The 26,338-nt window shown below is 40.1% G+C and carries 30 protein-coding genes; 2 read left to right on the top strand and 28 right to left on the bottom strand.

All coding sequences use genetic code 11. From position 1 onward, the window contains the following. Positions 1 to 20 precede the first annotated feature (20 nt). The 13 genes from rnhB to smc all read right to left on the bottom strand — a co-directional run bounded on the left by rnhB (position 21) and on the right by smc (position 11,765). Positions 21 to 791: a ribonuclease HII gene (gene rnhB, locus RYX56_RS13675; protein WP_317122594.1), complete on the bottom strand. Its 771-nt coding sequence runs from the start codon at positions 789 to 791 to the stop codon at positions 21 to 23. Positions 792 to 915: 124 nt separating this feature from the next. Continuing rightward, the gene (gene ylqF / locus RYX56_RS13670; protein WP_317122593.1) at positions 916 to 1,770 is read right to left on the bottom strand and encodes a ribosome biogenesis GTPase YlqF; all 855 of its coding nucleotides are present in this window, start codon (positions 1,768 to 1,770) and stop codon (positions 916 to 918) included. Between the two features lie 9 nt (positions 1,771 to 1,779). Continuing rightward, on the bottom strand, positions 1,780 to 2,331 hold the full coding sequence (lepB, locus tag RYX56_RS13665; protein WP_317122592.1) for a signal peptidase I: 552 nt from the start codon (positions 2,329 to 2,331) through the stop codon (positions 1,780 to 1,782). Positions 2,332 to 2,446: 115 nt separating this feature from the next. After that, a complete protein-coding gene (gene rplS / locus RYX56_RS13660; RefSeq protein WP_317122591.1) occupies positions 2,447 to 2,791 on the bottom strand; it encodes a 50S ribosomal protein L19 in 345 nt (114 codons plus the stop codon). Between the two features lie 158 nt (positions 2,792 to 2,949). Beyond that, a complete protein-coding gene (trmD, locus tag RYX56_RS13655) occupies positions 2,950 to 3,684 on the bottom strand; it encodes a tRNA (guanosine(37)-N1)-methyltransferase TrmD (RefSeq protein WP_317122590.1) in 735 nt (244 codons plus the stop codon). Next, the gene (rimM, locus tag RYX56_RS13650; RefSeq protein ID WP_317122589.1) at positions 3,681 to 4,202 is read right to left on the bottom strand and encodes a ribosome maturation factor RimM; all 522 of its coding nucleotides are present in this window, start codon (positions 4,200 to 4,202) and stop codon (positions 3,681 to 3,683) included. The genes trmD and rimM overlap by 4 nt, the downstream gene beginning before the upstream one ends. After that, positions 4,199 to 4,612, bottom strand: a complete 414-nt coding sequence (locus RYX56_RS13645; protein WP_317122588.1) for a YlqD family protein — start codon at positions 4,610 to 4,612, stop codon at positions 4,199 to 4,201. Before RYX56_RS13645 ends, rimM begins: the two co-directional genes overlap by 4 nt. Before the next feature lie 104 nt (positions 4,613 to 4,716). After that, positions 4,717 to 4,947, bottom strand: coding sequence for a KH domain-containing protein (locus RYX56_RS13640; RefSeq protein WP_317122587.1), 231 nt, complete (start codon positions 4,945 to 4,947; stop codon positions 4,717 to 4,719). Between the two features lie 24 nt (positions 4,948 to 4,971). Continuing rightward, a complete protein-coding gene (gene rpsP, locus RYX56_RS13635) occupies positions 4,972 to 5,244 on the bottom strand; it encodes a 30S ribosomal protein S16 (protein ID WP_317122586.1) in 273 nt (90 codons plus the stop codon). Positions 5,245 to 5,350: 106 nt separating this feature from the next. Further along, positions 5,351 to 6,709, bottom strand: a complete 1,359-nt coding sequence (ffh, locus tag RYX56_RS13630) for a signal recognition particle protein (RefSeq protein ID WP_317122585.1) — start codon at positions 6,707 to 6,709, stop codon at positions 5,351 to 5,353. Between the two features lie 11 nt (positions 6,710 to 6,720). Further along, positions 6,721 to 7,095, bottom strand: coding sequence for a putative DNA-binding protein (locus RYX56_RS13625; RefSeq protein WP_439108493.1), 375 nt, complete (start codon positions 7,093 to 7,095; stop codon positions 6,721 to 6,723). A 94-nt stretch (positions 7,096 to 7,189) separates the two neighbouring features. After that, positions 7,190 to 8,188 carry a signal recognition particle-docking protein FtsY gene (gene ftsY / locus RYX56_RS13620; protein WP_317122583.1) on the bottom strand — a complete coding sequence of 333 codons (999 nt, stop codon included), beginning with the start codon at positions 8,186 to 8,188 and terminating at the stop codon, positions 7,190 to 7,192. Positions 8,189 to 8,198: 10 nt separating this feature from the next. Next, the gene (gene smc / locus RYX56_RS13615; protein ID WP_317122582.1) at positions 8,199 to 11,765 is read right to left on the bottom strand and encodes a chromosome segregation protein SMC; all 3,567 of its coding nucleotides are present in this window, start codon (positions 11,763 to 11,765) and stop codon (positions 8,199 to 8,201) included. A gap of 178 nt (positions 11,766 to 11,943) precedes the next feature. Here smc and RYX56_RS13610 point away from each other — a divergent pair, with 178 nt between their 5' ends. Then, complete coding sequence (locus RYX56_RS13610; RefSeq protein WP_047973554.1) at positions 11,944 to 12,168, top strand: DUF1128 domain-containing protein; 225 nt, start codon at positions 11,944 to 11,946, stop codon at positions 12,166 to 12,168. 48 nt (positions 12,169 to 12,216) lie between these two features. On the opposite strand, the gene rnc is transcribed toward RYX56_RS13610, so the two are convergent. The 12 genes from rnc to RYX56_RS13550 all read right to left on the bottom strand — a co-directional run bounded on the left by rnc (position 12,217) and on the right by RYX56_RS13550 (position 23,805). Continuing rightward, positions 12,217 to 13,008 carry a ribonuclease III gene (rnc, locus tag RYX56_RS13605; RefSeq protein WP_317122581.1) on the bottom strand — a complete coding sequence of 264 codons (792 nt, stop codon included), beginning with the start codon at positions 13,006 to 13,008 and terminating at the stop codon, positions 12,217 to 12,219. Between the two features lie 312 nt (positions 13,009 to 13,320). Then, entirely contained in the window at positions 13,321 to 13,554 is a 234-nt protein-coding gene (gene acpP, locus RYX56_RS13600; RefSeq protein ID WP_047973553.1) for an acyl carrier protein, read from the bottom strand. 92 nt (positions 13,555 to 13,646) lie between these two features. Further along, positions 13,647 to 14,390, bottom strand: coding sequence for a 3-oxoacyl-[acyl-carrier-protein] reductase (gene fabG / locus RYX56_RS13595; protein ID WP_317122841.1), 744 nt, complete (start codon positions 14,388 to 14,390; stop codon positions 13,647 to 13,649). Next, entirely contained in the window at positions 14,390 to 15,337 is a 948-nt protein-coding gene (gene fabD, locus RYX56_RS13590; protein WP_317122580.1) for an ACP S-malonyltransferase, read from the bottom strand. Before fabD ends, fabG begins: the two co-directional genes overlap by 1 nt. Positions 15,338 to 15,374: 37 nt before the next feature. Beyond that, on the bottom strand, positions 15,375 to 16,367 hold the full coding sequence (gene plsX, locus RYX56_RS13585; protein ID WP_317122579.1) for a phosphate acyltransferase PlsX: 993 nt from the start codon (positions 16,365 to 16,367) through the stop codon (positions 15,375 to 15,377). 15 nt (positions 16,368 to 16,382) lie between these two features. Then, positions 16,383 to 16,952, bottom strand: coding sequence for a transcription factor FapR (gene fapR, locus RYX56_RS13580; protein WP_317122578.1), 570 nt, complete (start codon positions 16,950 to 16,952; stop codon positions 16,383 to 16,385). Positions 16,953 to 17,115: 163 nt separating this feature from the next. After that, positions 17,116 to 19,164, bottom strand: a complete 2,049-nt coding sequence (gene recG, locus RYX56_RS13575) for an ATP-dependent DNA helicase RecG (RefSeq protein ID WP_317122577.1) — start codon at positions 19,162 to 19,164, stop codon at positions 17,116 to 17,118. Continuing rightward, complete coding sequence (gene sdaAA, locus RYX56_RS13570) at positions 19,161 to 20,048, bottom strand: L-serine ammonia-lyase, iron-sulfur-dependent, subunit alpha (protein ID WP_317122576.1); 888 nt, start codon at positions 20,046 to 20,048, stop codon at positions 19,161 to 19,163. Before sdaAA ends, recG begins: the two co-directional genes overlap by 4 nt. A 25-nt stretch (positions 20,049 to 20,073) precedes the next feature. Next, the gene (gene sdaAB, locus RYX56_RS13565) at positions 20,074 to 20,736 is read right to left on the bottom strand and encodes an L-serine ammonia-lyase, iron-sulfur-dependent subunit beta (protein WP_317122575.1); all 663 of its coding nucleotides are present in this window, start codon (positions 20,734 to 20,736) and stop codon (positions 20,074 to 20,076) included. A 113-nt stretch (positions 20,737 to 20,849) separates the two neighbouring features. After that, positions 20,850 to 21,707, bottom strand: a complete 858-nt coding sequence (locus tag RYX56_RS13560) for a DegV family protein (protein ID WP_317122574.1) — start codon at positions 21,705 to 21,707, stop codon at positions 20,850 to 20,852. Positions 21,708 to 21,733: 26 nt separating this feature from the next. After that, positions 21,734 to 23,419, bottom strand: a complete 1,686-nt coding sequence (locus RYX56_RS13555) for a DAK2 domain-containing protein (protein WP_317122573.1) — start codon at positions 23,417 to 23,419, stop codon at positions 21,734 to 21,736. 23 nt (positions 23,420 to 23,442) lie between these two features. Continuing rightward, positions 23,443 to 23,805 (bottom strand): Asp23/Gls24 family envelope stress response protein, encoded by a 363-nt coding sequence (locus RYX56_RS13550; RefSeq protein ID WP_317122572.1) that lies wholly within the window; start codon positions 23,803 to 23,805, stop codon positions 23,443 to 23,445. Between the two features lie 224 nt (positions 23,806 to 24,029). On the opposite strand from RYX56_RS13550, the gene rpmB reads away from it, so the two are divergent. Then, entirely contained in the window at positions 24,030 to 24,218 is a 189-nt protein-coding gene (gene rpmB / locus RYX56_RS13545; RefSeq protein ID WP_012959433.1) for a 50S ribosomal protein L28, read from the top strand. 51 nt (positions 24,219 to 24,269) lie between these two features. On the opposite strand, the gene spoVM is transcribed toward rpmB, so the two are convergent. The 3 genes from spoVM to rsgA form a co-directional block, all read right to left on the bottom strand. Next, positions 24,270 to 24,350 carry a stage V sporulation protein SpoVM gene (spoVM, locus tag RYX56_RS13540; protein WP_022628207.1) on the bottom strand — a complete coding sequence of 27 codons (81 nt, stop codon included), beginning with the start codon at positions 24,348 to 24,350 and terminating at the stop codon, positions 24,270 to 24,272. Positions 24,351 to 24,756: 406 nt separating this feature from the next. Further along, positions 24,757 to 25,404, bottom strand: a complete 648-nt coding sequence (gene rpe / locus RYX56_RS13535; protein WP_317122571.1) for a ribulose-phosphate 3-epimerase — start codon at positions 25,402 to 25,404, stop codon at positions 24,757 to 24,759. A 3-nt stretch (positions 25,405 to 25,407) separates the two neighbouring features. Continuing rightward, entirely contained in the window at positions 25,408 to 26,289 is an 882-nt protein-coding gene (rsgA, locus tag RYX56_RS13530) for a ribosome small subunit-dependent GTPase A (RefSeq protein ID WP_317122570.1), read from the bottom strand. Between the last annotated feature and the right edge of the window lie 49 nt (positions 26,290 to 26,338).

Here is a 26,338-nt window from a genome sequence, read left to right as displayed (position 1 = left end):
CCCCTCACCCTCCCTGCTTTTTATTTTATACAGTCTGCTACTGGCTTAAATGATTTACGGTGTTCCTTCGTTATCCCTAATCGCTTCATCGCATCTAGATGTACAGGCGTTCCGTACCCTACATGGCGATCAAAGCCGTAGCCTGGGAATTCCCCTTCTAATGCTTCCATATAACGATCTCTAGCAACTTTAGCAAGTACTGAGCTAGCTGCAATCGTTAAACTCTTCTGATCTCCCTTTATTAAGGAAACTTGCGGGAGCTGATTTTCTAGTTTCATTGCATCAAGAAGTAAATAATCTGGTTTAATGTCCAATTGATCAATCGCTCGTTGCATCGCAAGCTTTGTAGCTTCGTATATATTCACCTTATCGATCTCATCAGCTGGAACAAACATAATTTCATGAGCAATCGCTTGGCTCTTAATTTCCTCAAAAAAGTACTCACGCTTTTCTTTAGATAATTTTTTTGAATCTGTTAATCCAGGTAGGTTAACAGATTGCGGTAAAATGACTGCCGCTGAAACTACTGGCCCTGCAAGTGGTCCTCTACCTACTTCATCAAGACCTGCTATATGTGTGTAGCCTTTTCCCCAACCCTCGCGCTCATATGTAAGCATTTCTTCGTGCATCATTGTAAGCTTTTCTTGCATCTCTTGTTGTTTACGGAATTTCAACAGAAGACGTTCTACCCCTTTACGGTCATCCTCTTGCAATTCAGTTAACCATTCTTCATTCACGTCTGTTTGACTAAATAGTTTTGTTTCAATTTCTTTTATAGCTAAACGTTTCATTCAAGTTGCTCCTATCCTTTGTTATATCGACTTCATTTCCATTCATTTTAACTTTTTTACGATTGAAATAGGGGAATAGTCACAAGAAAAGCCGCAGAAGACTTGTTCAAGTCTCCACGGCTTATTAAGCGTTAGGTGGTCGTTCGAGTGTGATCTGTCCAAGTGTACCTGAACGTAATTCTCTTAAAATGATTTCTGCGGCCTTATCATAATCAATATAACCGCCTGGAAGAAGGCATCCTCGCTTCTTGCCAATCGCATCAAATAGAGCAAGTCCATCCTCTGGTACCTCTTCAAGCTTATATCTCTCACTCACACGCTCTGGGTAATGCTCCTTTAAATAATTCAATACAAATAAGGCGATGTCTTGAAAATCTAGTAGCTCATCTTTTATAGCACCAGTCGCAGCAAGACGGTAGCCAATAATTTGGTCTTCAAATTTTGGCCACAAGATCCCTGGGGTGTCTAAAAGTTCAAGCTCATCATTTCCAACTTTAATCCATTGTTGTTTTTTCGTGACACCAGGACGATCGCCCACTTTAGCAATTTTCTTTGAAGCTAATCGATTGATTAATGTTGATTTACCGACGTTCGGTATACCAAGAATCATCCCTCGAATCGCCCTTGGCTTCATCCCTTTGGCTTTCCACTTTTCAAAGAGAGAAACAGCTAACTTACGAGCTGCACCAGAAATCTTCTCTGTCCCTTTTCCCGTTTGGGCATTAATTGCAAGAACAGTCGCTCCGTTCGCTTCAAAATACTTCGCCCACTCTTTCGTTGCATTAGGATCAGCTAAATCAGCCTTATTTAATAATACAAGCCGAGGCTTTTGTCCAACAATCTCATCCATCATTGGATTTCTTGATGAAAGTGGAAGTCTTGCATCCACTAATTCGATCACGACATCAATCAATTTTAGTTTTTCCGTTACTTCTCTTCTTGCCTTGGCCATATGACCAGGAAACCATTGTATTGCCACTGCCATCACCTACTCTACAAATCCTATATTTTCAAATGGCCAGAACACGAGATTTGCCTTGCCAATTACTTCGTCTTTATGAATCGCACCTATATCTCGTGAATCTAGACTGTTATGTCTATTATCCCCTAACACAAATAAATGATCATCTGGAACAATTTGTCCTCCTATTGCTTCGGACAGTTCAAAATTCCTTGTTACAAACTCTCCACCATACGCTTCTTTTAATTCATCAAGATACGGCTCTTCTACAACTTCACCATTTACAAGCAATTCATCATCACGATATTCGATATGATCACCTGGGAGCCCAATGATTCGTTTAATATAGTCTTTCCCACCTGGAGCGTGAAAAACAATAATATCAAATCGCTTCGGTTCTGAGATGACATAACCAATTTTATTGACAATCATTCGATCGCTATGTTCTAGTGTAGGCATCATTGATTGACCATCAACCACTATGGGAGCAAATAAAAAATAACGGATTGTAAATGCTACAACGATTGCTATAACGACAGCTTTCATCCACTCAAATGAATTCGACTTACTGCTTTCCATCTTTCTGCCCCCAATATATGTATCATTTCTCTATTTTAGCATAGGATTGAATACGGTGAATACTTTTTAAATTTAAAAGAAGGAGCTTAGCGAACTAAGCTCCTTCTCACATTTCTTATCGGATTTCTTTAATACGAGCCGCTTTACCACGTAATGCACGTAGATAGTAAAGTTTCGCACGACGTACTTTACCGCGACGCTTCACGTCAATCTTAGCGATTTTCGGTGAATGTAATGGGAATGTACGCTCAACACCTACACCATAAGACACTTTACGAACAGTGAAAGTTTCACTAACTCCAGTACCGCGACGCTTGATCACGACACCTTCGAATTTTTGAATACGCTCACGAGTACCCTCAACAACTTTAACGTCGATAACTAAAGTGTCACCAGGACGGAAAGCAGGAAGATCTGTACGTAATTGCTCATTTGTAATTTCACGAATAATGTTGTTCATCGTATAATTCCACTCCTTCCATACAGATGCTCTTATCAGAATTTCCTGCAGCGGAACATCGTAGTAACTGGCCTAAGCCACAAAGAATATAATACCATAAAGGATAGTAAGACACAAGTATAAATGCATAGAATCATACATTTTTTTAACCTACATTACTACTCTTTTTTTAATTTAGCTAACCAAGCCTCTTCTTCTCTTGTCAGTTCACGTAATTCTAGCAAATCAGGCCTTCGCTGAAGGGTTCTTCTTAGCGATTCTTTTTTACGCCAAGCATCAATATTAGCATGGTGACCAGATAGTAGAACGTCTGGTACAAGCATTCCTCTAAAATCAGCAGGCCTTGTATATTGTGGATGCTCTAATAAGCCTGTTGAAAACGAATCCGTAACAGCTGATTCCGCATTTCCTAACACATTAGGCAATAGACGCGTTACACTATCAGCAATAACCATTGCTCCAAGCTCCCCACCTGTCAATACGTAATCACCTAGCGAAACCTCATCTGTAACTAGATGTTCTCGCACACGCTCATCATACCCTTCATAATGACCACATAATAGAATAAGGTGCTCCTCACGAGCAAGCTCTTCTGCTTTTGTTTGCGTATACCTCTCCCCTTGAGGACAAAGCATAATGACGCGCGGCTGCTTTGAGTTACTTTTCTCCACACGTGCAAGAACCGCATCAAAAATCGGTTGTGGGCTCAGAACCATACCCGCCCCGCCACCATAAGGGTAGTCATCGACCTTTTTATGTTTATTCGTTGCGTACTGACGAAAATCTATCGCTTGAAATTCAACATGTCCTTCTTCAGCGGCTTTTTTTAAGATTGATGAACCAAAGACCCCTTCAAACATTTCAGGGAAAAGCGTTAAAACATCGATCTTCATTCCACTAAGCCTTCCATCAACTGTATGTAGATCGTACGAGCCTCTATATCAATTTCTTTTACAACGTCTTTAATATATGGAATTAATATATCTTTTCCACCAGATGAACGGCGAATGACCCACACATCATTTGCACCAGTCTCAATAATTTCTTTCACTTTACCTAATTCTTCATCCTGATCTGTGTAAACGGTACATCCGATAATCTCGTGGTAGTAGAATTCATTTTCTTCTAATTCACTTAATTGATCTTTTGTCACTAATAAAGTACTTCCTTTAAATGGTTCAACTTCATTAATGGAATGGTAGCCCTCAAAGGTCAATAGATCAAAGTTTTTATGAACTCTATGACTTGCTACTACAACAGGTGTGTTCTTTTTTGTATCGGGGTGCTCAATCCATAGTTCCGTACCTTTGGCATAGCGCTCTTCAGCAAAATCAGTTGTAGAGATTACACGGATTTCCCCACGCACGCCATGAGTATTAACAATCTTTCCGACTTTTAATAATTCCGTCATTTTTCATTCCTACTTTCTCGAATATCTTGAATGATTCCGTCTTTAAGTATAATCTCAATCGGTCGATTGACATCGACCCATTTATCTCCTACCGTCAATTCAACAATAGTCTCTACCGTTTCCCCATCCACTTCAATTCCCTCTGTAAGAAGGCCAAGTTGCTCGAGTTTAAAGGTAAGGGTATGAATCTGATCTTGCTTTTGCTTACATTCTTTCTTATATCGTTCACGAATCGTCTGTTCGTTATGTTTTAGTTTGGAATCTTTTAATGTTTTTTGCATATGGAAGGTCAATTGTGCTAATTCACGTTTTGATTGGTGTAAGTCGGATTCTAACTGCTCTCTTATTTCTAGACGCTTGGATTTAGTTAAGATGTGCTTCACTTGAGCGTTGCGTAGTAATTTTAGCATGAATTCCTGCTCCCTTACTTGAAGAGTTCATCCTTCACCTACCTAAAAAGTGATAGATAAACAAAAAAGGAGAGGTTGCCCTCACCCTTTTTGTTTCATGATGTTTAATCGACGATGTCTAATCTTACTCGCTTTTGCATTGGCACAGCCGCTGCGTAGACAAGCGAGCGCATTGCTTTTGCTGTCCGACCTTGCTTACCGATAACTTTCCCAACATCACTAGGATGAACGGATAGTTTCAAGCAAATCGTATCTCCATCTTGCTGCTCTGTTACACGAACTTCTTCGGGCTCATCAACAAGTGCTTTTGCAATGTGTTCAACTAAAGACTTCATCACATTCTCCTTTTTCTAGAAGAATTATTTTTGATTCTTAGCGTTGTGAAGCTTTTCCATTAACCCAGCTTTAGAGAATAGGTTACGAACTGTGTCAGAAGGTTTAGCACCTTTTAACATCCAGTCAACAGCCTTATCTTCTTTAAGATCAACTTTAGCTGGTTGAGTTAATGGGTTGTACGTTCCAATCTCTTCGATGAAACGACCATCACGCGGTGCGCGAGAATCTGCTACTACTACACGATAAAATGGGCTTTTCTTTGAACCCATACGTTTTAAACGAATTTTTACTGCCATTCGTTAGACACCTCCAAAAATAGTTAACACAATGGTATATAATATCATCAATTTTCTTAGATTTCAAGGGAATTTCCTTTACAGTCTAAAAAAAACGATTTCCTCTTTAGAACGGAAGCTTTAAGCCTCCAAGGCCTTTGCCTTTTTTCTTACCTTTACCTGATGTCATGTTCGTCATTTGCTTCATCATTTTCTTCATATCTTCAAACTGTTTCAGCAAACGATTGACATCTTGAATGGTCGTGCCACTGCCTTTTGCAATACGACGGCGACGACTTGCATTCATAAGACTTGGATCTTTCTTTTCTGCCTTCGTCATAGAGCGAACAATCGCTTCAACTCTGACAAGTTGTTTATCATCAACTTTAAGATCCTTTAGTCCTTTAGCTTTGTTCATACCCGGCATCATGTTGAGAATTTCATCAAGTGGACCCATGCTTTTCACTTGATCAAGCTGTTCAAGGAAGTCATCGAACGTAAAGTCCATTGTTCGCATTTTCTTCTCAAGCTCACGCGCTTTCTCTTCATCAACATTTGACTGAGCCTTTTCAATAAGGGTTAACATATCACCCATTCCAAGGATTCTTCCAGCCATACGATCAGGATAGAACGGTTCAAGCTGATCAATCTTCTCACCCATACCCGCAAATTTAATCGGGGTATTGGTAACAGCTTTAACTGATATAGCTGCACCACCACGTGTGTCACCATCTAACTTCGTTAACACAACACCGGTTACATCTAATTGCTCATTAAAGCTCTCAGCCACATTTACAGCATCTTGACCCGTCATAGCATCAACAACAAGTAAAATCTCATCAGGTTTTGCCATTTCTTTTACATCTCTAAGCTCACCCATCAATTCTTCATCAATATGAAGACGTCCGGCTGTATCAATCAACACATAATCATGATGATCTTCTTTTGCCTTAGCGATTGCTTGTTTGGCAATTTCAACGGGACTTACTTGGTCACCGAGTGAAAAAACAGGCATGTTCAATTGCTTTCCTAATGTTTCTAGTTGTTGAATGGCGGCTGGTCTATATATATCGGCTGCTACAAGCATCGGCTTTCGATTGTGCTTTTTGCGCAAGTGATTGGCAAGCTTTGCAGTAGTTGTTGTTTTACCAGCACCTTGCAAACCGACCATCATCACGACAGTTGGTGGCTTATTGGCAACAGCAATTTTGCTTTGCTCTCCACCCATTAAAGCTGTTAATTCTTCGTTAACTACTTTAATGACCTGTTGACCTGGGGTAAGACTTTTCATTACTTCTTGACCAAGTGCTTTTTCTTTCACACTGGCGATAAATTGCTTAACAACTTTAAAGTTAACATCCGCTTCTAAGAGGGCCAAACGAACTTCACGCATCATTTCTTTAACGTCTTGTTCACTTACCTTTCCTTTTCCGCGAATCTTTGTTAATGTATCTTGCAGTCGTTCAGCTAAACTTTCAAATGCCATGTTGTCGCCTCCTAGTCCAATTTCTCAAGAGATTGAATGTGGTCTATGATCTCTTCAGGAGTTGCGTCGCTTTGGATTCCTGCTCTCAAGTTGTTTAATATCTCTTGACGTTGTTCAAACTTCACGAGTAAAGACAACTTTACTTCATACTCCTCTAGCATCGCTTCCGTGCGCTTAATATTATCATAAACAGCTTGGCGACTAACTTCAAACTCTTCGGCAATTTCACCTAAAGAAAAATCATCAAGGTAATACAATGACATGTATTTTCGTTGTTTAGGTGTCAATAGTGACTGATAAAAGTCGAATAGATAATTCATTCGAAGTGTTTTGTCTAGCACACCGTTCAACTCCTTGTTAAGTGATTTCCCTTTACAAGATAACATCTTACAGGATAGGCATTTACGTGTCAAGTTTTTTTCTTAACAAAGTTAAATCACTATCCATTCACACATTGAAGCGAGTAACATTACTCATCATTTATGATTCAATCTGATCTTCTTGTTCTTCAAGAATATCCTTAAACAGACCATAGACAAATTGATCTGCTTGGAAAGGTTGAAGGTCATCTACTTTCTCTCCAAGACCAACAAACTTCACCGGTATATCTAGCTCGTGACGGATCGCAAGTACGATTCCCCCTTTTGCTGTGCCATCAAGCTTTGTTAAGACAATCCCTGAAACATCTGTGCTTTTTCCAAACGTTTTAGCTTGGCTCATTGCATTTTGACCCGTTGTAGCGTCTAGCACGAGTAGGACTTCATGAGGAGCTGAGGGTACTTCTCTCTCGATTACACGCTTCACTTTCTCAAGTTCGTTCATAAGATTCACTTTATTTTGTAAGCGGCCTGCAGTATCGCAAATTAATACGTCAACCTGTCTTGACTTAGCGGCTTTGAGGGCATCGTACATAACAGCAGCAGGATCCGAACCTTCTTGCTGCTTAATCACATCAACCCCAACACGTTCGCCCCATACTTCAAGCTGTTGAATGGCCCCAGCACGGAATGTGTCTCCTGCAGCTAGCATAACGGACTTACCATCTTGTTTTAAGTGATTGGCTAATTTTCCGATTGTCGTCGTTTTCCCTACCCCGTTCACACCTACTACTAAAATAACCGTTAAGCCATCTACTTGAATATTAAGCGTCGCATCATCCTCTTCTTTTTGAAGAAGTTCTGCTAATTTCTCAGAGATAACAGGTTGAATATCCTTTGTATCTTTGATGTTACGGAGTCTAACCTCATCTTTCAAGTCATCAATAAGCGTCATAACTGTGTTTACGCCAACATCTGCTCCAATTAATATATCTTCAAGTTCTTCGAAAAATTCCTCATCCACTTTGCGGTAACGATAGACAAGTTCATTCATTTTTGTCGCAAATGAATCACGTGTTTTCTCAAGACCTGTTTTAAACTTATCAGTTACATCTGTTGTTTGGGTCGTTAACTTTTCTTTTAGTTTCTTAAAAAAGCTCATAGCCTACCTCCTAGGTTTCCATTAATTGTTTCGTTTCTTCTAGTCTTACTGAAACAAGTCTAGATACTCCAGATTCTTGCATTGTAACACCATATAACACATCGGCTTCTTCCATTGTACCTTTTCGATGAGTAATCACAATAAATTGGGTGGAGTCACTAAAATCTTTTAAATAGTTGGCAAAGCGACTCACATTTGCTTCATCAAGCGCCGCTTCCACTTCATCTAACACACAGAACGGCACAGGACGAACTTTAAGGATCGCAAATAACAAAGCAATCGCCGTTAAAGCACGTTCCCCTCCCGAGAGAAGACCTAAGTGTTGTAACTTCTTCCCAGGTGGTCGGACCATGATTTCGACTCCAGTCTGCAGGAGGTCATCTGCATGCGTCAACACAAGATCCGCTTCTCCGCCTCCAAATAACTCTTTAAAGACACCTTTAAACTCTTTTTGAATCATAAGATAAGTCTCTTCGAAACGCTTAGTCATCTCAACGTCCATTTCAGTAATGACTTCATGTAACGTTGCTTTAGCTTCTGTAAGATCAGATTGTTGCTCCATCAAAAAGTCATAGCGCTCTCGAACACGCTCATATTCATCAATGGCACCAATGTTCACCGACCCAAGCTCTTCAATCGCTAGTTTAATCAACTTGACTTTCGTACGCGCTTGTTTGGATTCGATTGTTAAGGTAAAGGATGCACGAGCTGCTTCAAACGATAGTTCATATTCATTTCTCAAGTGGTTCAATCGACTATCTAATTCTACATCTAAGCGGTTTACTCGCACTTCAAGTTGACGACATTCATCAGCAATTAATCGATGTTCACCTTGCTGCATTTTAATGGTCGATTCAAGTTCGATATAAGCATCGTCTATTTCCACCCGCTCTTTTTTCAAATGAGTCAGCTTAGACGCGATGATTTCTTTGCGCTGTTTGTTGTGATCAATTCGACTTGATATTGTATCTTCTCCATCCGTACGGTCAGTCGCTTCAATCAGTAGAAGGTTCAATTGATCTTCTAAATCAACGATTTCAATATCTAGCTCTTTAAACCGATGTTCCACTTGTTCAGTTTGAACTTTTTGGGCAAGATAACGTTCATTTACGGCTGCATACTCAATTTTCGCTTGATTTAACTCGATTGCAATCGTCTCTTTTGAAAGCTGCTGTTCTTTTTGCCTTTGTTCAAGCTCTTTCACTTGATTTTCGAGCTCCACAACTTTCTTTTTCATTAACGCTTCATTATCAGAGAGTTCACGAAGGCGTTCATCCATCTTCTCAACCTCAGAAGTGAAACTAGATTGTTCACGGTCATAGCGGTTAAATCGATCTTCCATGCTATTTGCTTCAAGCTCAAGTTCTCTTAAGAAGCTCTTCGCATTTTGATAAGCCAACCTCGCCTCTTCCCCGGATGCCCGAAACTGCTCCATCTCTTCTTCTACGTTTGTCAACTCAACCTTCGTATTCTTCACTTCTTTTTCAAGAGAATAGGCTGTTTCTTTCAGCTTAGTAAGATTCTCGGTTAACTCTTCTAGCTCTCGCTTACGACCTAAGAGCGGCGTTTGCTTCTGCTTTATGCTCCCTCCGGTCATCGAACCACCAGGGTTGACGACATCCCCTTCAAGTGTAACGACACGGTATCTGTGATTAGCTAAACGTGCTAAAGCGTTAGCTCCTTCAAGATCGCGTGCGATAATCACTTGTCCAAGGAGTTGGGAGAAGAGTCGCTCATATTGTGAATCATAGGAAAGAAGATCTGAGGCCACACCTATAAAGCTTGATTGTTGTGATAAGGAGTGAAGCAAATGATCAGGTATTTGCCTTTCCTTCATAACAGGCAAAGGCATAAATGTTGCTCGCCCTAATCGGTTCTGCTTCAAAAAGGCAATGGCTCCTCTTGCATGTTGCTCACTTTGAACGACAATATGTTGAGAAGCTGCACCAAGCGCGATTTCTAAAGCCGTTTCATATTGCTTTGGCACCACCGTTAATTCTGCAACAGCACCGACGATTCCTTCAAGCTTATGATCTCTAGCTTTCAAGATTTCCTTTACACCATGAAAGAATCCGGAGAAATCTGCTTGCATTTCTTCTAGCACTTCTGCCCGAGATTGCATTTTTTGTAAAAGCTGATAGGCTTCATATAATTTTGCTTCTCTTTTTTGATAGCGTGCTTTTAGTTGTTCTAATTTCGTTTGAGAATTACGAAATTGTCCTACATTTTTCTCAAGCTCTGCTTCTTTCTCTAAAAAGATTTTGTGAGCTTCTTCTTGCTTTTTAGCCATTTGTTCTCTACTTGTTAGTAGATCTTCATTTTCTTCGACTAGTCTTGTTTGCTTAACCGATTGTTGACGCTTTTGTTCTAGTAGGTAATTGCGTTCATTTCGAATGGATGCTTGTTCATTTAATACTTCAATGTAATCGGACTTTAGACGGTCAAGCTCTTCTTCAACATTGACTTCAGTCAGTTTTAACTTTTTTTCATTCGTTTTAATTTGTTCGTTTAAAGCCTGAACGCCTGCTTTAGCTTGCTTTACTTTCACTTGCTTTTCTTGCAATTCTAATTCAAGTGTTTCTTTTTGCCCGCGAGCTCGTTGAATCGACTTTTCTAATTGCTCTTTATTTTGAGAAGCATTTTTCTTACGTTCTTTTAATACTTCTCTTTTTCCTTCATTCTTCTCAAGCTCTTCACTAACCTCAAGTAATTCTCCTTGAGCTTTGTTCAATTCTTCGTCTAATTGCTTTGAACGTGTGCGTAACGTCTGCAACTCATTTTCCATTTCAATGAGTTTATGATGTCTTTTTTCATGTTCTTTATGAAGACCTTGTAATTTGTCTTTTTCTTCATTCCATTCTTGGTTAAGCTCTTCAATTTCATGAACCATTAATGCAATTTCAACTTCTTTTAGTTCTTCTTTTTTCTCTAAGTAATCCCTTGCAATGGAGGCTTGAATTTGAAGAGGCTCTACTTGAGCTTTTAACTCATGCAAAATATCTTCTACCCGAATTAAATTCTCCTGTGTCTCGTTCAACCTTTTTTCAGCTTTAACTTTTCGCGTCTTATATTTAAGTACCCCTGCAGCCTCTTCAAAGATCACACGACGATCTTCTGCCTTACTACTTAAAATTTCCTCTACTTTTCCTTGACCGATAATGGAATAGGCTTCACGACCAAGTCCGGAATCTAAAAATAGATCGATGATGTCTTTTAGTCTGCATGATTGTTTATTAATTAAGTACTCACTCTCACCTGAACGGTACACTCGTCTTGTCACACTTACTTCACTATAATCAATCGAAAGATGCTGGTCTTCATTGTCTAGAATTAGCGATACTTCTGCATAATTAAGACGCTTACGTGAATCACTTCCGGCAAATATGATGTCCTCCATTTTTGACCCACGTAACGATTTTGCAGATTGTTCACCTAAGACCCATCGAACCGCATCTGAAATGTTACTTTTCCCACTCCCATTTGGGCCAACAACAGCTGTAACCCCTGGGACAAATTCAATATTCATCTGTTCTGCAAATGATTTAAATCCTACGACCTCTAGTCGTTTGAGGAACATAATCCTTCCCCCTAACCTAGTTTAACAACTTTCCTATTTTAACATAATAGCTACACGAATACATCCGTCGTTTCTTCTACAGCCTTAACCCTGCAGACAAACGATCAAACGTGGTGGGACAAATGTTCAGTCATGTGATACGATATAAATTGACTACTATTTCAGATGAGGTGTATGCATGGACTTATCAACGACTAGCCGTGATAATATTGAATTTATGATTGAAGAAATTAAGCGTAAATTACAAATAGTAAACGCAGGGGCCCTGAATGCAAAAAGTTTTGATACAGATCAATACGAAGACTTGCGAGATATTTATGAAATGATCATCAAAAAAGATTCCTTCTCTGTAAGTGAACTTGATGCGATTGTTTCAGAACTTGGTAAAATGAGAAAGCGATAAAATACAAAAAAACGTACCAACCCACTTAGGAGTTGGTACGTTTTTTGTTTACACATCAGACTTCTTACTTAATTTAACCAATGCTTGTTGCGCGGCATGTTGCTCCGCTTCTTTTTTAGACCGACCAGAGCCCACACCTAATGTCTGTTCATTCAGCTGGACTTCTGAAACGAATTCACGATTATGAGCAGGACCTATTTCTTGAACAATCACATATTGGATTTGACCAAGATTATCCCGTTGAATAAATTCTTGCAATTGACTTTTAAAATCCATCATATGAGAAAAAGCACCATCGTTAATTTTAGGATACATCGTTTGACTCAAAAATTTATAAACAGCTTCAATTCCTTGATCTAGATAAAGAGCTCCAATAAATGATTCAAATACGTCCGCTAGAAGTGCAGGTCGTGCACGACCACCTGTCATCTCTTCACCCTTGCCTAGCAAGACCAATTTGCCAAAATCAAGGTCTTCTGCAAAGCGAGCGAGTGATGGTTCACAAACGATTGAAGCACGGAGTTTCGTCATTTCTCCTTCACTCATGGAACTAAACTTTTTATACAGAAATTGGGAAACAGCCAGTTCAAGAACTGCGTCTCCTAAAAATTCAAGTCGCTCGTTATCCTGAAACGAGTAGATACGGTGCTCATTCACATAGGATGAATGAGTAAATGCTTGGATTAATAACTTACGGTTTTCAAAAGTCAAATCAATTGTTTCGAGTAATTCATCAAATTGTTTTTTTTGTTCTTCGGTCAATGTGAGGCGACGATTATGGCGCCTACGGTCATAATAATTTGATCTCGGTTTACGATGGTTCTTAGAAGATTGCGGCATGTTGACCTCCAACACTTTGAAAATTTGCTATTTATACAGGACTCCCCCTGCTTTTGTAAAGCAAGAGGCTGGGACAAAAGTATTTTAACTTATGGAAAATCGAACATTACTGATGCGGTCTATGTAGACCGCTCCTGAAATATACTTCGCTTTCCGCGGGAAGCTGGTGAGCCTCCTCGTGCTACGCACTGTTGGGTCTCACCTCTGCTTTTCATCCCGCAGGAGGTCTACGTATATTTCATCCGCTCATTTAGAGCTTCGTTCGTATCCTGAGTTAAACCTCTTAAATATGTCCCAGCCCCTCCTCACCACTTACTGACGGCTGTTTATGTAATCAACGACATCAGCAACAGTCGAAATTTTCTCTGCTTCTTCATCAGAAATTTCTAGATCAAACTCATCTTCAAGCTCCATTACAAGCTCAACAACATCTAATGAATCTGCCCCTAAATCATCTTTGAAAGAAGCTGCAGGTTTTACGTCTGCTTCCTCCACACCTAAACGATCAACAACGATCGCGGTTACACGTGATAATGTATCTGCCATGTACGTTCACCCCCTCTCAAGTAGTTGTTAAAAGCTAGATGAATTTTAACGGTAACATGTGGATATGTCAATACCGAAAAATCGTTCTCCCTTTACTGCATGACCATTCCACCATCGACATTTAATGTTTGACCAGTCATATACGCGGCATCGTCAGTCGCTAAGAAACGAACAACTGATGCAATATGTTCTGGTTTACCTAGTGAACCAAGTGGGATTTGTCCCAGCATCTGAGCTTTCATTTCATCCGTTAATTCATCTGTCATATCTGTTGTGATAAAGCCCGGAGCGACTGCGTTTACTAAAATGTTACGGTTAGCAAGCTCACGTGCCATCGTTTTCGTCAAACCAATGACACCCGCTTTAGCAGCAACGTAATTTGCTTGGCCTGCATTCCCAAGAATCCCTACAACAGATGCCACATTGATAATACGACCATAACGTTGCTTCATCATCTGACGCGTTACAGCTTTAGAACAATTAAATACACCTTTAAGGTTCGTATTAATGACTGCATCCCAGTCTTCTTCCTTCATTCTCATCAATAAGTTATCACGTGTGATTCCAGCGTTATTCACTAAAATATCAACACGACCAAAAGCCTCAACCGTCTCTTTGATCATAGCTTGTACACTTTCTGAATTGGCAACATCTGCTTGAATTGCTAGAGCATCTACCCCAAGTTCCTTACAAGAGGCCACAACTCCCTCTGCACGTTCGACACTACCTGCATAATTGACAACAACATGAGCGCCGTTACGAGCAAGCTCAAGCGCGATAGCCTTTCCAATTCCTCTTGAAGCACCGGTTACAACGGCAACTTTTCCTTGTAGCATCATTCTGTCACTCCTTCTAGTTTTTCAATCACCTTATGCAAGCTTTCACGATCATTTACCGCAAATGCTTGTGAGCGGCGATTTACTTTTTTCACTAGTCCAGTAAGCACATTTCCTGAACCAACTTCGATAAATGTATCGACACCTTGATCTAATAATGTACGAATTGTCTCTTCCCATCTCACTGGAGAATAGACTTGTTCTACTAATTTAGCTTTAATCTCATCGGCATTGGTTTGTTCTTTTGCCGCCACATTGGAAATGACTGGAATAGATGCATCTGAGATCGTAAGCTCATCAAGGATCGCAGCTAATTTATCCGCAGCTGGTTTCATTAAAGAGGAATGAAACGGTCCACTTACTTGAAGAGGAATAACACGTTTAGCTCCCTTTTCTTTAGCAAGCTCACTAGCAAGTGATACCCCCTCACTTGAACCTGAGATAACAATTTGCCCCGGACAATTCAAGTTTGCAAGTTCTGCAACATGTCCTTGTGATTGAACCTCCTTGCACACTTCCTCTAATGCTTCTACGGTCATGCCAAGTACCGCAGCCATTGCTCCTTCTCCAAATGGGACAGCTTCTTCCATGAACAACCCACGATTACGAACTGCATAAACTGCATCCTCAAAAGAAAGAGCGCGAGCAGCAACCAGTGCGCTATATTCGCCTAAACTATGTCCTGCGACATAATCAGGTGAGATGTTTGCTTCTTTTAATAACTCTAAAACGGCGACACTCATCGTAACAAGAGCTGGTTGAGTATGCTCAGTACGACGAAGTTTCTCTTCAGGGCCATTAGCCATGATTTCTGATAGTGAATACCCTAATCTCTTATCTGCACGTGTAAAAATCTCTTTACATGCAGCCTCTGTTTCTACTAAGTCTACTCCCATTCCTACCGCTTGTGAACCTTGACCTGGAAATAAAAAAGCAATTTTTCCCATTAGCTTCCTCCTGCTTCTACTTATTACGAGTGAACGTCTACTCTGATTTTAACTTTGACACTTCTCTTTCAATAATCACTGTTACTCGATGCTCGACCATTTCACGCGCTTGTCTAATCGCATGAAAGATAGCGACTTCATCAGATGAACCATGCGCTTTAATAACGGGCGCTTTTAAGCCATATAGGCCTGCACCACCATATTCAGAATAACTTAATTGGCTCTTAATATCTTTAAAGCTTGATTTAAGCATACCAGCTGCAAGTTTATTCTTAACAGATTTCGTTAATTCTTGTTTCAACAAAGAAAATAAAGTTCCTGCTGTTCCTTCAATCGTTTTTAAGACAAGATTCCCAGCAAACCCGTCACATACGACAACATCTGCTACACCGTTCATTAAATCACGAGCTTCAACATTACCTATAAAATTAAAACCGGCCGATTCGAGCATCGGAAAAGCTTCTTTCGTCAACTCATTTCCTTTTCCGGCCTCAGTGCCGACATTTAATAATCCAATTCGAGGCTTTGTAACCTTTTGAACTTTTTCCATATATGTATTACCTATAATTGCATACTGAAGCAATTGTTCAGGCTTGGCATCCATATTCGCTCCGACATCAAGTAACAAAAAGCCATTTCCATCAAGAGTAGGTAGCATTGGTGATAGGGCAGGACGATCGATACCTTTAATACGACCGACATGTAAAAGTCCAGCTGTCATTAACGCTCCAGTATTTCCAGCAGAAATACTTGCATCTGCACGACTTTCTCTTACTTCACGCACCGCCAAAACCATCGATGCCTCTTTTTTTCGTCTAACAGCTGTAGTAGGTTGGTCCGTGTCTTCAATCTTTTCAGTTGTATGTAAAACGGTAATGTTCGTATCGTTTTTAAGATAAGGAACAATTTTAGCTTCATCCCCTACGAGAGTTATCTCTACATCTGAGAAAGCTTTAACTGCTTGCTGCGCTGCCAATACTTGTGCTTTAGGGGCATTGTCTCCACCCATGGCATCAATCGCAATTTTCATTCTGCATTCTCCTTTTTACTTCGTTACTGGAACATCATTATTGCGATACATCACAAATTCACCCGAGAAGACGAGCTCTTGTTCAACAAAACTGTCGACCTCCACATGTGTGCGATCCAGTTCATTTGCAATGACTCGAGCTTTGGCTATCACTCTTTCTTCTGCTTTTACTTGTCTTGTAAACCGTATGGTTGCACTTTGGGTTAATGCTAATGGATCGTCAATAATGGCAACAGCAAGCGAATTCGCTTGTGCAAATAAATGATGGCCTCTTGCAATGCCTGAACGAGTAAAGACATGTTCTGATTGGATATCTAATATAGAGATCGCTCGCTCATCTAGTTGTAAGTCAACAATCTCCCCTATCACTTCATCAGGTTGTAATGCCCTCACATCATCTAGTTGCTGCTTAGCAACATCTTTAATTCTTTCTCGAAGTTCAGGGATTGCAAGTTCCATCCGATCAAGCCTAATCGTTTGGATACTTACAGAGAAACGCTTGGCAAGCTCTTCATCGGTCATAAAAGGATTACTCGCTAGCGTTTCTTGTAAAATTGATTGGCGTTCTTTTTTACGTCGTTTCATAAAAAGCACTACCACCCTTTACCTAGCTGCAACCACCACTTTTGATTCTACTTTCAAAAAAGAGAACGATGTGACGTTCGCAACCTCATTGGTTACTAATCTGATCATTTATATGACTAGGTACTAAGAGTAGTATATAATTGACGCTTTGCAATTTCAATAGTTAATCAAGCTTTTGACCATCAAAGACGCCCGATTGGTCTAAATATTTTCGGAAGTAGTAGAAGGAAGGCTCGTCCCAAAAGTTAGGTTGATTAACGATTTGGGCTGCATCTCCTCTCGCCACTTCAAGTGCTCGGTAATCATGAACGACATCTGCTACTTTAAAATCAGGGAGTCCACTTTGTTTGGCGCCAAAGAAATCACCAGGTCCACGGAGTTCGAGATCTCTTTCAGATAAGACGAAACCATCATTTGTTTCCGTCATAATTCTCATCCGCTCTTTCCCAACTTCTGATTTAGGGTCAGCCAACAAAATACAGTAGGATTGGGCCTCCCCACGCCCAACTCGACCTCTTAATTGGTGAAGTTGAGCAAGTCCAAACCTCTCGGCATCATAGATGACCATGACAGTCGCATTTGGAACATTTACACCGACCTCAACGACTGTTGTTGAAACCAATACTTGCGATTGATTTTGACTGAACGCTTCCATCACTTCATCTTTTTCACTTGAATGAAGCCTACCATGCATCAGCCCAACGGCAAACTTGCCTTGAAAATGCTGTTGCAGAATCATGTGTACATCAATTGCATTTTGTACATCAAGCTTTTCAGATTCCTCAATTAATGGGCAGATCACATAAGCTTGTCTTCCTGCTTTTAATTCTTTTTCAATAAAAGTGAGCACCCTTTCCAACATATCATGCTTTGCCCAGTAGGTCTCAATCACTTTTCGACCAGCTGGCATCTCATCAATGATAGATACATCCATATCACCAAATACAGAGATGGCTAACGTTCTAGGGATAGGAGTCGCTGTCATAAATAAAACATCCGGATGCTCTCCTTTATCACGGAGAACTCTACGCTGCTCTACCCCAAATCGGTGCTGTTCATCTGTGATCACTAACCCTAAATCGTTAAAAATGACATCATCTTGTATTAAAGCATGCGTACCTACAACAATATGGAGCTCACCAGCTTGCAGTCTTTCTAATCTTTCTCTTCTCTTCTTTCCTTTAACGGAACCAGAGAGCAACTCAACTTGAATATCGAATGGTTCAAGCAACGGTTTAAGGGAAGAGACATGTTGTTCGGCTAATATTTCTGTTGGAACCATAAGAGCTGCTTGTTTGCCTGCATTCACCACGCCATACATTGAAACGGCTGCTACTACTGTTTTCCCAGAACCAACATCCCCCTGAAGGAGACGATTCATTCGATAATCAGATTCAATGTCCTTTAAAATATCACCGATTACACGCTCTTGTGCACCTGTAAGTGGGAATGGCAACCTCTTTACAAATTGCGACACTTTGACACGATCAAGCTTTAATGCCTCTCCAACCGTTTGCTCACGATTTATTTTTCGATAGGCTTGCATTTTAAGTTGAAAGAATAAAAACTCCTCATACACCATTCTTCTTCTTGCATGCTTTGTCGCCTCGTCTTTAGATGGATAATGAAGGCGATAGATAGCCTCTTTTTTTGAAGGTAGCTTGTACTTTTCTAAAAATGATGGCGGAAGCGGTTCAGGAATGTCATCGGCAAATTGTTGCATCGCCTGGTAAATATATTTCTTCAATGATTTTGACGTTAATTTCCCAGAAACAGAATAGATCGGCACAACTGTTTGCTCTTTTTCTACTCGTCCAGGATGACATTCACTTCCGGCTATCGTCATCCGATGTTGATCCCACTTCCCAGTCACCGTCACCTCTTGACCTATTTGAAAATATTTCTTTAAAAAGGCACGATTAAAGAAAGTTACCGTAATCAAAATTTGATTGACAAGAAGTCGAACTGACAGGCGATTTTTCTTTTTCCCATAATAGCGTATAGATGGTTCACTTTGAACGATTCCAACGATGGTCACTCTTTCATCATGCGCAACATCTTGAAGATCCTTTAATTGATAATCTTCATAACGGAAAGGAAAATGCTCAATTAAGTCTCCAACCGTAAAAATGCGCATCCCTTCCATTTGTTTGGCTGTTTCATCACCAATTCCCTTCACTTCAGTCACTGGCAAATTCATTGCTTGGTTCATTTTTTATCAAGCGACACACCAAATATTTTTGCTTCTAACTCACGTCCTGTAGGTGTCGCCGCTAAACCTCCTTGTGCTGTTTCGCGTAGAGCCTCTGGCATTGTTTGGCCAATTTTATACATGGCATCAATCACTTCGTCACAAGGAATACGACTTGTAATACCTGCTAAGGCCATGTCTGCTGCAACAATCGCATTAGATGCCCCCATTGCATTACGCTTCACACAGGGCACTTCTACTAATCCTGCTACAGGATCACATACAAGACCGAGCATATTTTTCAGCGCAATCGCCATAGCTTCTGCTGATTGACTCGGTGTGCCTCCCGCAAGTTCCACTAAAGCTGCTGCAGCCATTCCTGTTGCAGAACCAACTTCCGCTTGGCACCCACCCGCCGCTCCTGAAATCGATGCATTATTAGCAACAACAAACCCAAAAGCACCTGCTACAAATAAATAACCAATCATCTCATCTTCTGTAGGGTTCAACTTATTTTTCAAACCAAATAACACACCAGGTACCACTCCAGCTGCACCGGCTGTCGGTGTAGCACAGATCGTACCCATCGCAGCATTGACTTCATTAGTAGCCACCGCTTTACTTACTGCATCAAGAAGGACATCACTCGAGAGGTAGTTTCCCTTTTTAATGTAGTCTTGTAACTTAACAGCATCTCCACCTGTTAATCCAGAAACCGATCGAACATTTTCAGAGATTCCTCTTTCCACAGCTGCTTCCATCACCTTAAGATTTTCTTTCATTTGATTGATGACCACTTCTTTTGACTTGCCACTCACTTCAACCTCTTGTCTAACCATCACTTCGGATAATGGAATCCCTTGCGATTCTGCTAACTCGACAAGCTCCGCTACATTACGAAACATCTTAATTCCTCCTTATATAGACACCTTAATCGTGAATTTTCGTTACTTTTTCGATATTCGGTAATGCTTCAAGCTCCTTTAGAATAGGGTCCTCAACATTTTGATCTACTTCAATCACCATGAGAGCTTCTTTCCCTTTTTCTTTTCTGGAGACTTCCATATGGCCAATATTAATTTCGTGCTTAGCTAAAACGTTCGAGACGCCAGCAATCACCCCGTAACGATCATTATGTACAACTAATATAGCAGGATGATTCCCTGATAACCTAAGTTCAAACCCGTTTAACTCGATGATTTCAATTTTACCCCCACCAATAGATATACCCACTAACTCGATTTTACTATCTTCTTTTGTTAGGACAACCTTTGCAGTGTTTGGGTGATCTGTTAGTGCTTCTTCTTCATGAAAGTGAATATCGATGCCTGTTTCCTTCGCTATTGTAAGCGCATTCGTAATCCGAGAGTCGAATGTATCAAAATCTAGAATTCCACCAACAATGGCCACATCCGTACCGTGTCCTCGATAGGTTTTAGCAAATGATCCATAAAAATAAATATCTGCACGGTCTGGCACTTCTGCAAATAACGTTCTCGCAACTCTTCCAATTCTCGCTGCACCAGCGGTGTGCGAACTAGAAGGTCCAATCATAATTGGCCCGATGATATCAAAAACAGTACGATACTTCATAGCTATTCCTCCTAAAGTCATCTTTTTTCATCAGTAGCACTCGACATGTTCTACTCGTTAAAAAGAAAAATATCCCTACCTAGCTATGGAGTAGGTAGGAATATCCTTATATGTTATTCGGCTTTGGTGACGGATAGGGCAACCGTCCCTGGACCGACATGCGCCCCAATAACTGCACCAATATCGGTGATCACTTCTGATGCTACATTGAATTCTTCACTCATTCGCGTCAGAATTTCTTTGGCAAGATCTTCATTCACGGCATGAGACACACCGATATGAACAAGGTATTGTCCGTATTGATCCTTTAGAGTTTCAATAATACGACTTAATGCTTTCTTTTGACCACGGACCTTTTCAAAAGGGTAGACTTCCCCTTCTTTCGTTAAACTAAGGATTGGCTTAATTTTAAGAAGAGAGCCAAGCATCGCTGAGGCCTTTCCAATGCGCCCGTTTTTCTGTAAAAATTCAAGGGTATCCACTAAGAAATACACAGTGGTATCATTTAATAATGATTCAAGACGAGCAAGACATTCTGCAGTTGACTTACCTTCTTGAGCCATTTTAGCAATTTCCACAACAATAATTCCAATCGCGTACGATGCACGCTTAGAATCAATCACATGTAATTGTTCTGCTTGATCAAATGACTGTTTTGCAATCATTGCTGCCTGATAGGTTCCACTCATTTTTGAGGATAAGTGGATGGAAATAATCGTTGTATCTTCCTCTGTTAAGATCTCACGATACAACTCTTCAAATTGATAAGGCGTCGGCTGTGAAGTTGAAGGGATACGATCTTCCTTTGTGATTTTTTCATAGAATTCTTTCGATGTTAAAGTCACACCATCCTGGTATACCTCATCTTCTGCAAAGATTACATTTAATGGGATAACCGTTATGTTTAATTCTTCGACTAATTCAGCTGGTATATCAGCGGTACTATCAGTTACGACTACTACTTTCGCCATATTATCCACTCCCTGCATGTCACACGTTATTCAACTGAGAAAATATACGAATAAAGTGGTTGATTCCCTAAATGGATATCCACTTCAACTTCAGGGTACTCACTTTCAATATACGCAACAAGCTCATCCGTCTGTTCGTTTGTTGCATCTTCACCTTGGAGGATGGTAATAATTTCACTATCCTCTTCAATCAAGGTTTGAAGTAGCTCTTTTGTAACCTCGACCATTTCGGAACCTGAGCTAACGATCTTTTTCTCAGCAATTCCCATGAAATCATCTTTTTTAATGTCAATTCCATCGATATTTGTATCACGAACTGCATATGTGACTTGTCCTGTTTTAACCAGTGACATGGCGTCTTTCATACCTTCAGCATTATCTTCTAGAGCTTGTGCTGGGTTAAATGATAGAAGAGCTGCCAGACCTTGTGGAACTGTCTTTGAAGGGACAACAACTGCATCCGCATCAACAACTTGCGCTGCTTGCTCTGCTGCCATAATGATATTCCCATTATTAGGTAGGATAATAACCTTTTCAGCATTTACTTCTTCAATCGCCTTTACGATATCCTCTGTACTTGGATTCATCGTTTGGCCACCTTGAATAACAGCACTTGCACCTAATCCTTTAAATAATTGAGCTATCCCATCACCCATAGAAACCGTTACAATCCCGTATTCACTTTTTTCTTTAGGTTTAGTAGCAGTAGCTTGTTCAGATCCATAAACAGCTTTCGTTTCATCTAATAGATGTGTGTGCTGTTCACGCATATTTTCAATCTTAATATTAATTAAGTTCCCGAAGCGTTGTGCTTTGGTTAGGATCGTCCCTGGTTCTTCAGCATGAATATGCACTTTTAGTAAATCTTCATCCGAAACAACTAAAAGGGAATCTCCGTGCTCACTTAATTCATGACGGAACGCTGTTTCATCAAATGGGTTATCAGACAACTTCTCGTCTTCAAATCGAACCATTACTTCTGTACAATATCCAAATTCGATATCTTCAGTAGACATGAGACTTTGTGCATTATGGTGCTCAATCTTCACAAGGTCCTCCATTAACGGTTCTTCTGGAAGAGAATCAGATAGCTCCTCTCCTTTTAAGACTGCTAGGAAGCCTTCATAAATATACACTAAGCCTTGTCCACCTGAATCAACCACCCCTACTTCTTTTAAAACAGGAAGTAGGTCTGGTGTTCTCTTTAAGGATTGTTTTGCCTCTTTTAGTACTTCATCCATTAACGCTATAACGTCTTTTTCATGTTTAGCCACTTTAACAGCATGTTTGGCAGCATCTTTTGCTACGGTTAAAATCGTACCCTCAACAGGCTTCATAACCGCTTTATAAGCTGTTTCCACACCATGTTCAAATGCTTTTGCTAAATCAAGTGCGTTAATCGATTCTTTTCCTTCTACGTCCTTTGAAAAGCCACGGAACAACTGAGACAATATCACCCCTGAGTTCCCACGTGCTCCCATAAGGAGACCTTTTGCAAAAGAGGCAGCGACCTTACCTGCATCATCACTAACTTGAGTTTTAACTTCCTTTACACCAGAGGTAATCGATAAATTCATATTCGTTCCCGTATCACCATCTGGAACTGGGAATACATTTAGTGAATCAACCACTTTAACATGCTTTGATAAATTAGCTGCCCCTTCGACAAACATGTGGGCAAGTTTTTTTCCTTCAATCAAATTTACTGACACAACAAGCTCCTCCTAACTACACCTTACGGATTCGTAACGCGGACGCCTTGAACAAAAATATTCACGGAGTCAACATCTAACCCTAACATTTGTTCTAGCTGATACTTTACTTTTGTTTGGACATTATAAGCAACTTCAGAGATCTTCGTACCATAGCTTACAATGATGTACATATCAATGTGGATGTCTTCATCAATCTCACGAATGACCACTCCACGACGAAAATTTTCTTTTCCTAACAAATCTGTTATTCCATCTTTAATTTGTTTTTGTGATGCCATTCCTACAATCCCGTAACAATCAACAGCTGCTCCACCAGCAATCGTTGCTACTACATCTTTAGAAACATCTACAACACCTAGTTGGGTTTTCATTTCAATTGACATGAATGATTCCTCCTTCTCGAATTCAAGACTTCGGCCATTATCGTCATTTTACTATACTCAAAGGGTTTTTTAAAGTTGTTTTAAAATCTGGGGCTCACTTGGGGTGTCAAGCAAGAATACTTGATAAACTTTCGTTGTAACTATTGCATTCATATAGGGGCTGTGCTACTATAGTCAAGTATGATTTCTGTGGTCATCGCTATTGTTATAAGGAGGTGCAGGTCATGGCTCGTAAATGTGCAATTACTGGAAAACAAGCAAAAAGCGGCAACAAGCGTTCACACGCATTGAATAAAACAAAACGCCGTTGGGGTGTAAACGTACAAAAGGTTCGTATTTTAGTAGATGGTAAGCCAAAGCGTGTATACGTTTCTACTCGCGCACTTAAATCTGGTAAAGTTGAACGCGTATAATTTACTTATTTGATAACAAAAGAGCACCGTAGCTACGGTGCTTTTTTGTCTTTACCCCTTTTTGAATGAGTTCAGCATGGCCCTTACAAATCCACCTAAAAATTTGGGCAGTTTGATCGTGTAGAATTTCATAGCTCCTCCTCCTCAACGTGAAAACCCATGAGATAATGATAAAGAAACTTAGCCAACGACCTATCGGGCGTGTAGCAAAGTTGCCTTCACCCTTCCATTACAAGACTTGCAGGATAATAGAGAAAGGATAAAAACAATACTCTTTTCTACTAGTATATTCACAAGCAACGAACTATTCCTATTTTTTCTTGGATGAAATAAGATAAGTCCAGTCCACCTTTCTAAAACCTTGTCTTTCTACCCTTATAATATGCACTTATTTACTAGATATGTCTGTTTGTCAGCTTACTCTAACTAACTAGCCACAATGCACAATATACTTATATGCTTCCTTCTGGATAATTGTTCGTACAATACTTGTCAAAACAAATAAAAACGTTAGTCGGTTGACTAACGTTCCTCTATATTATAAGCCTCGGATTTCGGCAATGGCTTTCGCACGATCTTCTTTGTTGTAAATCGCCGAACCAGCAACTAACACATTTGCTCCAGCATCAATACAAAGCTCGGCTGTTTCTGGGTTAACGCCACCATCTACTTCAATTTCAATATCAAACCCATGCTGCTTCACATAAGAAGATGCCTCCTCTATCTTAGGAAGCACAGAGTGAATAAAGGATTGACCGCCAAATCCTGGATTTACCGTCATAAATAAAATCATATCTAAGTCCTGTACAATCGGTTTGATCGCATCAAACGGAGTATGAGGATTAAGGACAACACCCGCTTTAACACCTTGCTCTTTAATTAAATGAATCGTACGGTGCAAGTGTGGACACGCTTCTACATGAACCGTAATAATATCAGCCCCAGCTTTAGCAAACGCTGGTATATATTGATCAGGATTTTCAATCATTAAGTGAACATCTAATGGCAAAGTTGTTATAGGGCGAATAGCATCTACTACTAGAGGGCCAATCGTAATATTAGGAACAAAATGTCCATCCATTACATCAACATGTATATAATCAGCTCCCCCTTCTTCTACTTCTTTAATATCCGCTCCAAGTGTAGCAAAATTAGCTGAAAGAATAGACGGTGCAATTTTAATCATTCGTTAATACCTCCGCTTTTGATTTTTAATTTCATCTAAGAATTGTAGGTAATTCTGATAGCGATGCTTATAAATTTCACCTTGCGTGAGAGCTTCTCTAATCGCACATTTTGGTTCTGAAGTATGTGTGCAACCTCTAAATTTACAATTTGAATGACGACTAGACATTTCAGGGAAATACAGCGATAAATCTTCTACTTCCATATCGACAAAGTCTAGCGAGCTAAAGCCAGGTGTATCCGCAATGAGTCCATTCCCAATCGGTATTAGTTCAACATGTCGAGTCGTATGCTTTCCTCGACCTAAATGGCTTGAGATTTGGTTTGTTTCAATCGCAAGTTCTGGTTTTAATACATTTAATAATGAAGACTTCCCAACTCCAGATTGTCCTGCAACCACCGTTATGTGTTTTGCAGTATAAGAAAGAATCTCATTCACTTTCGCTTCATCATCAACGGTTGTGAGTAAAACCGTATACCCAATTGCTTCATATTGCTTTTGATACACTTTCATTGATGCTAACTCATCATCGGTTAATAAGTCGGACTTTGAAATTACAATGATTGGTTCAATCTCATTCGCTTCGATATGAACAAGGAATTTATCAAGTAAGAACGTACTAAATTCAGGTTCTTTCGCTGAAAATACAAGTAGCGCTTGATCGACATTAGCAATCGGAGGACGGATCAACTCATTCTTTCTTTCAAGTACATCAAGAATGTATCCGTCTGTGCGATTTTCCGCTTCAAACTCCACCTTGTCTCCTACAAGCGGCTTAATTTTCCTTTTCCTGAAATTGCCCCGCCCTCTACATTGAAACAGTCCATCTTCATTTTGTACATAATAAAAACCACTTAAAGCTTTTACAATCATTCCAAAAGCCATGCAAAACCTCCTTAGATGTGCAGAGCAAAAGGGCTTAGCTTACTACTAA

This window comes from Alkalihalophilus lindianensis, assembly GCF_032843265.1.
In the GTDB taxonomy this organism is placed as follows: Bacteria; Bacillota; Bacilli; order Bacillales; family Bacillaceae_D; genus Alkalihalophilus; species Alkalihalophilus lindianensis.
The sequence above is the reverse complement of the archived record's forward strand: the minus strand, read 5'-3'. Positions and strand labels throughout refer to the sequence as shown.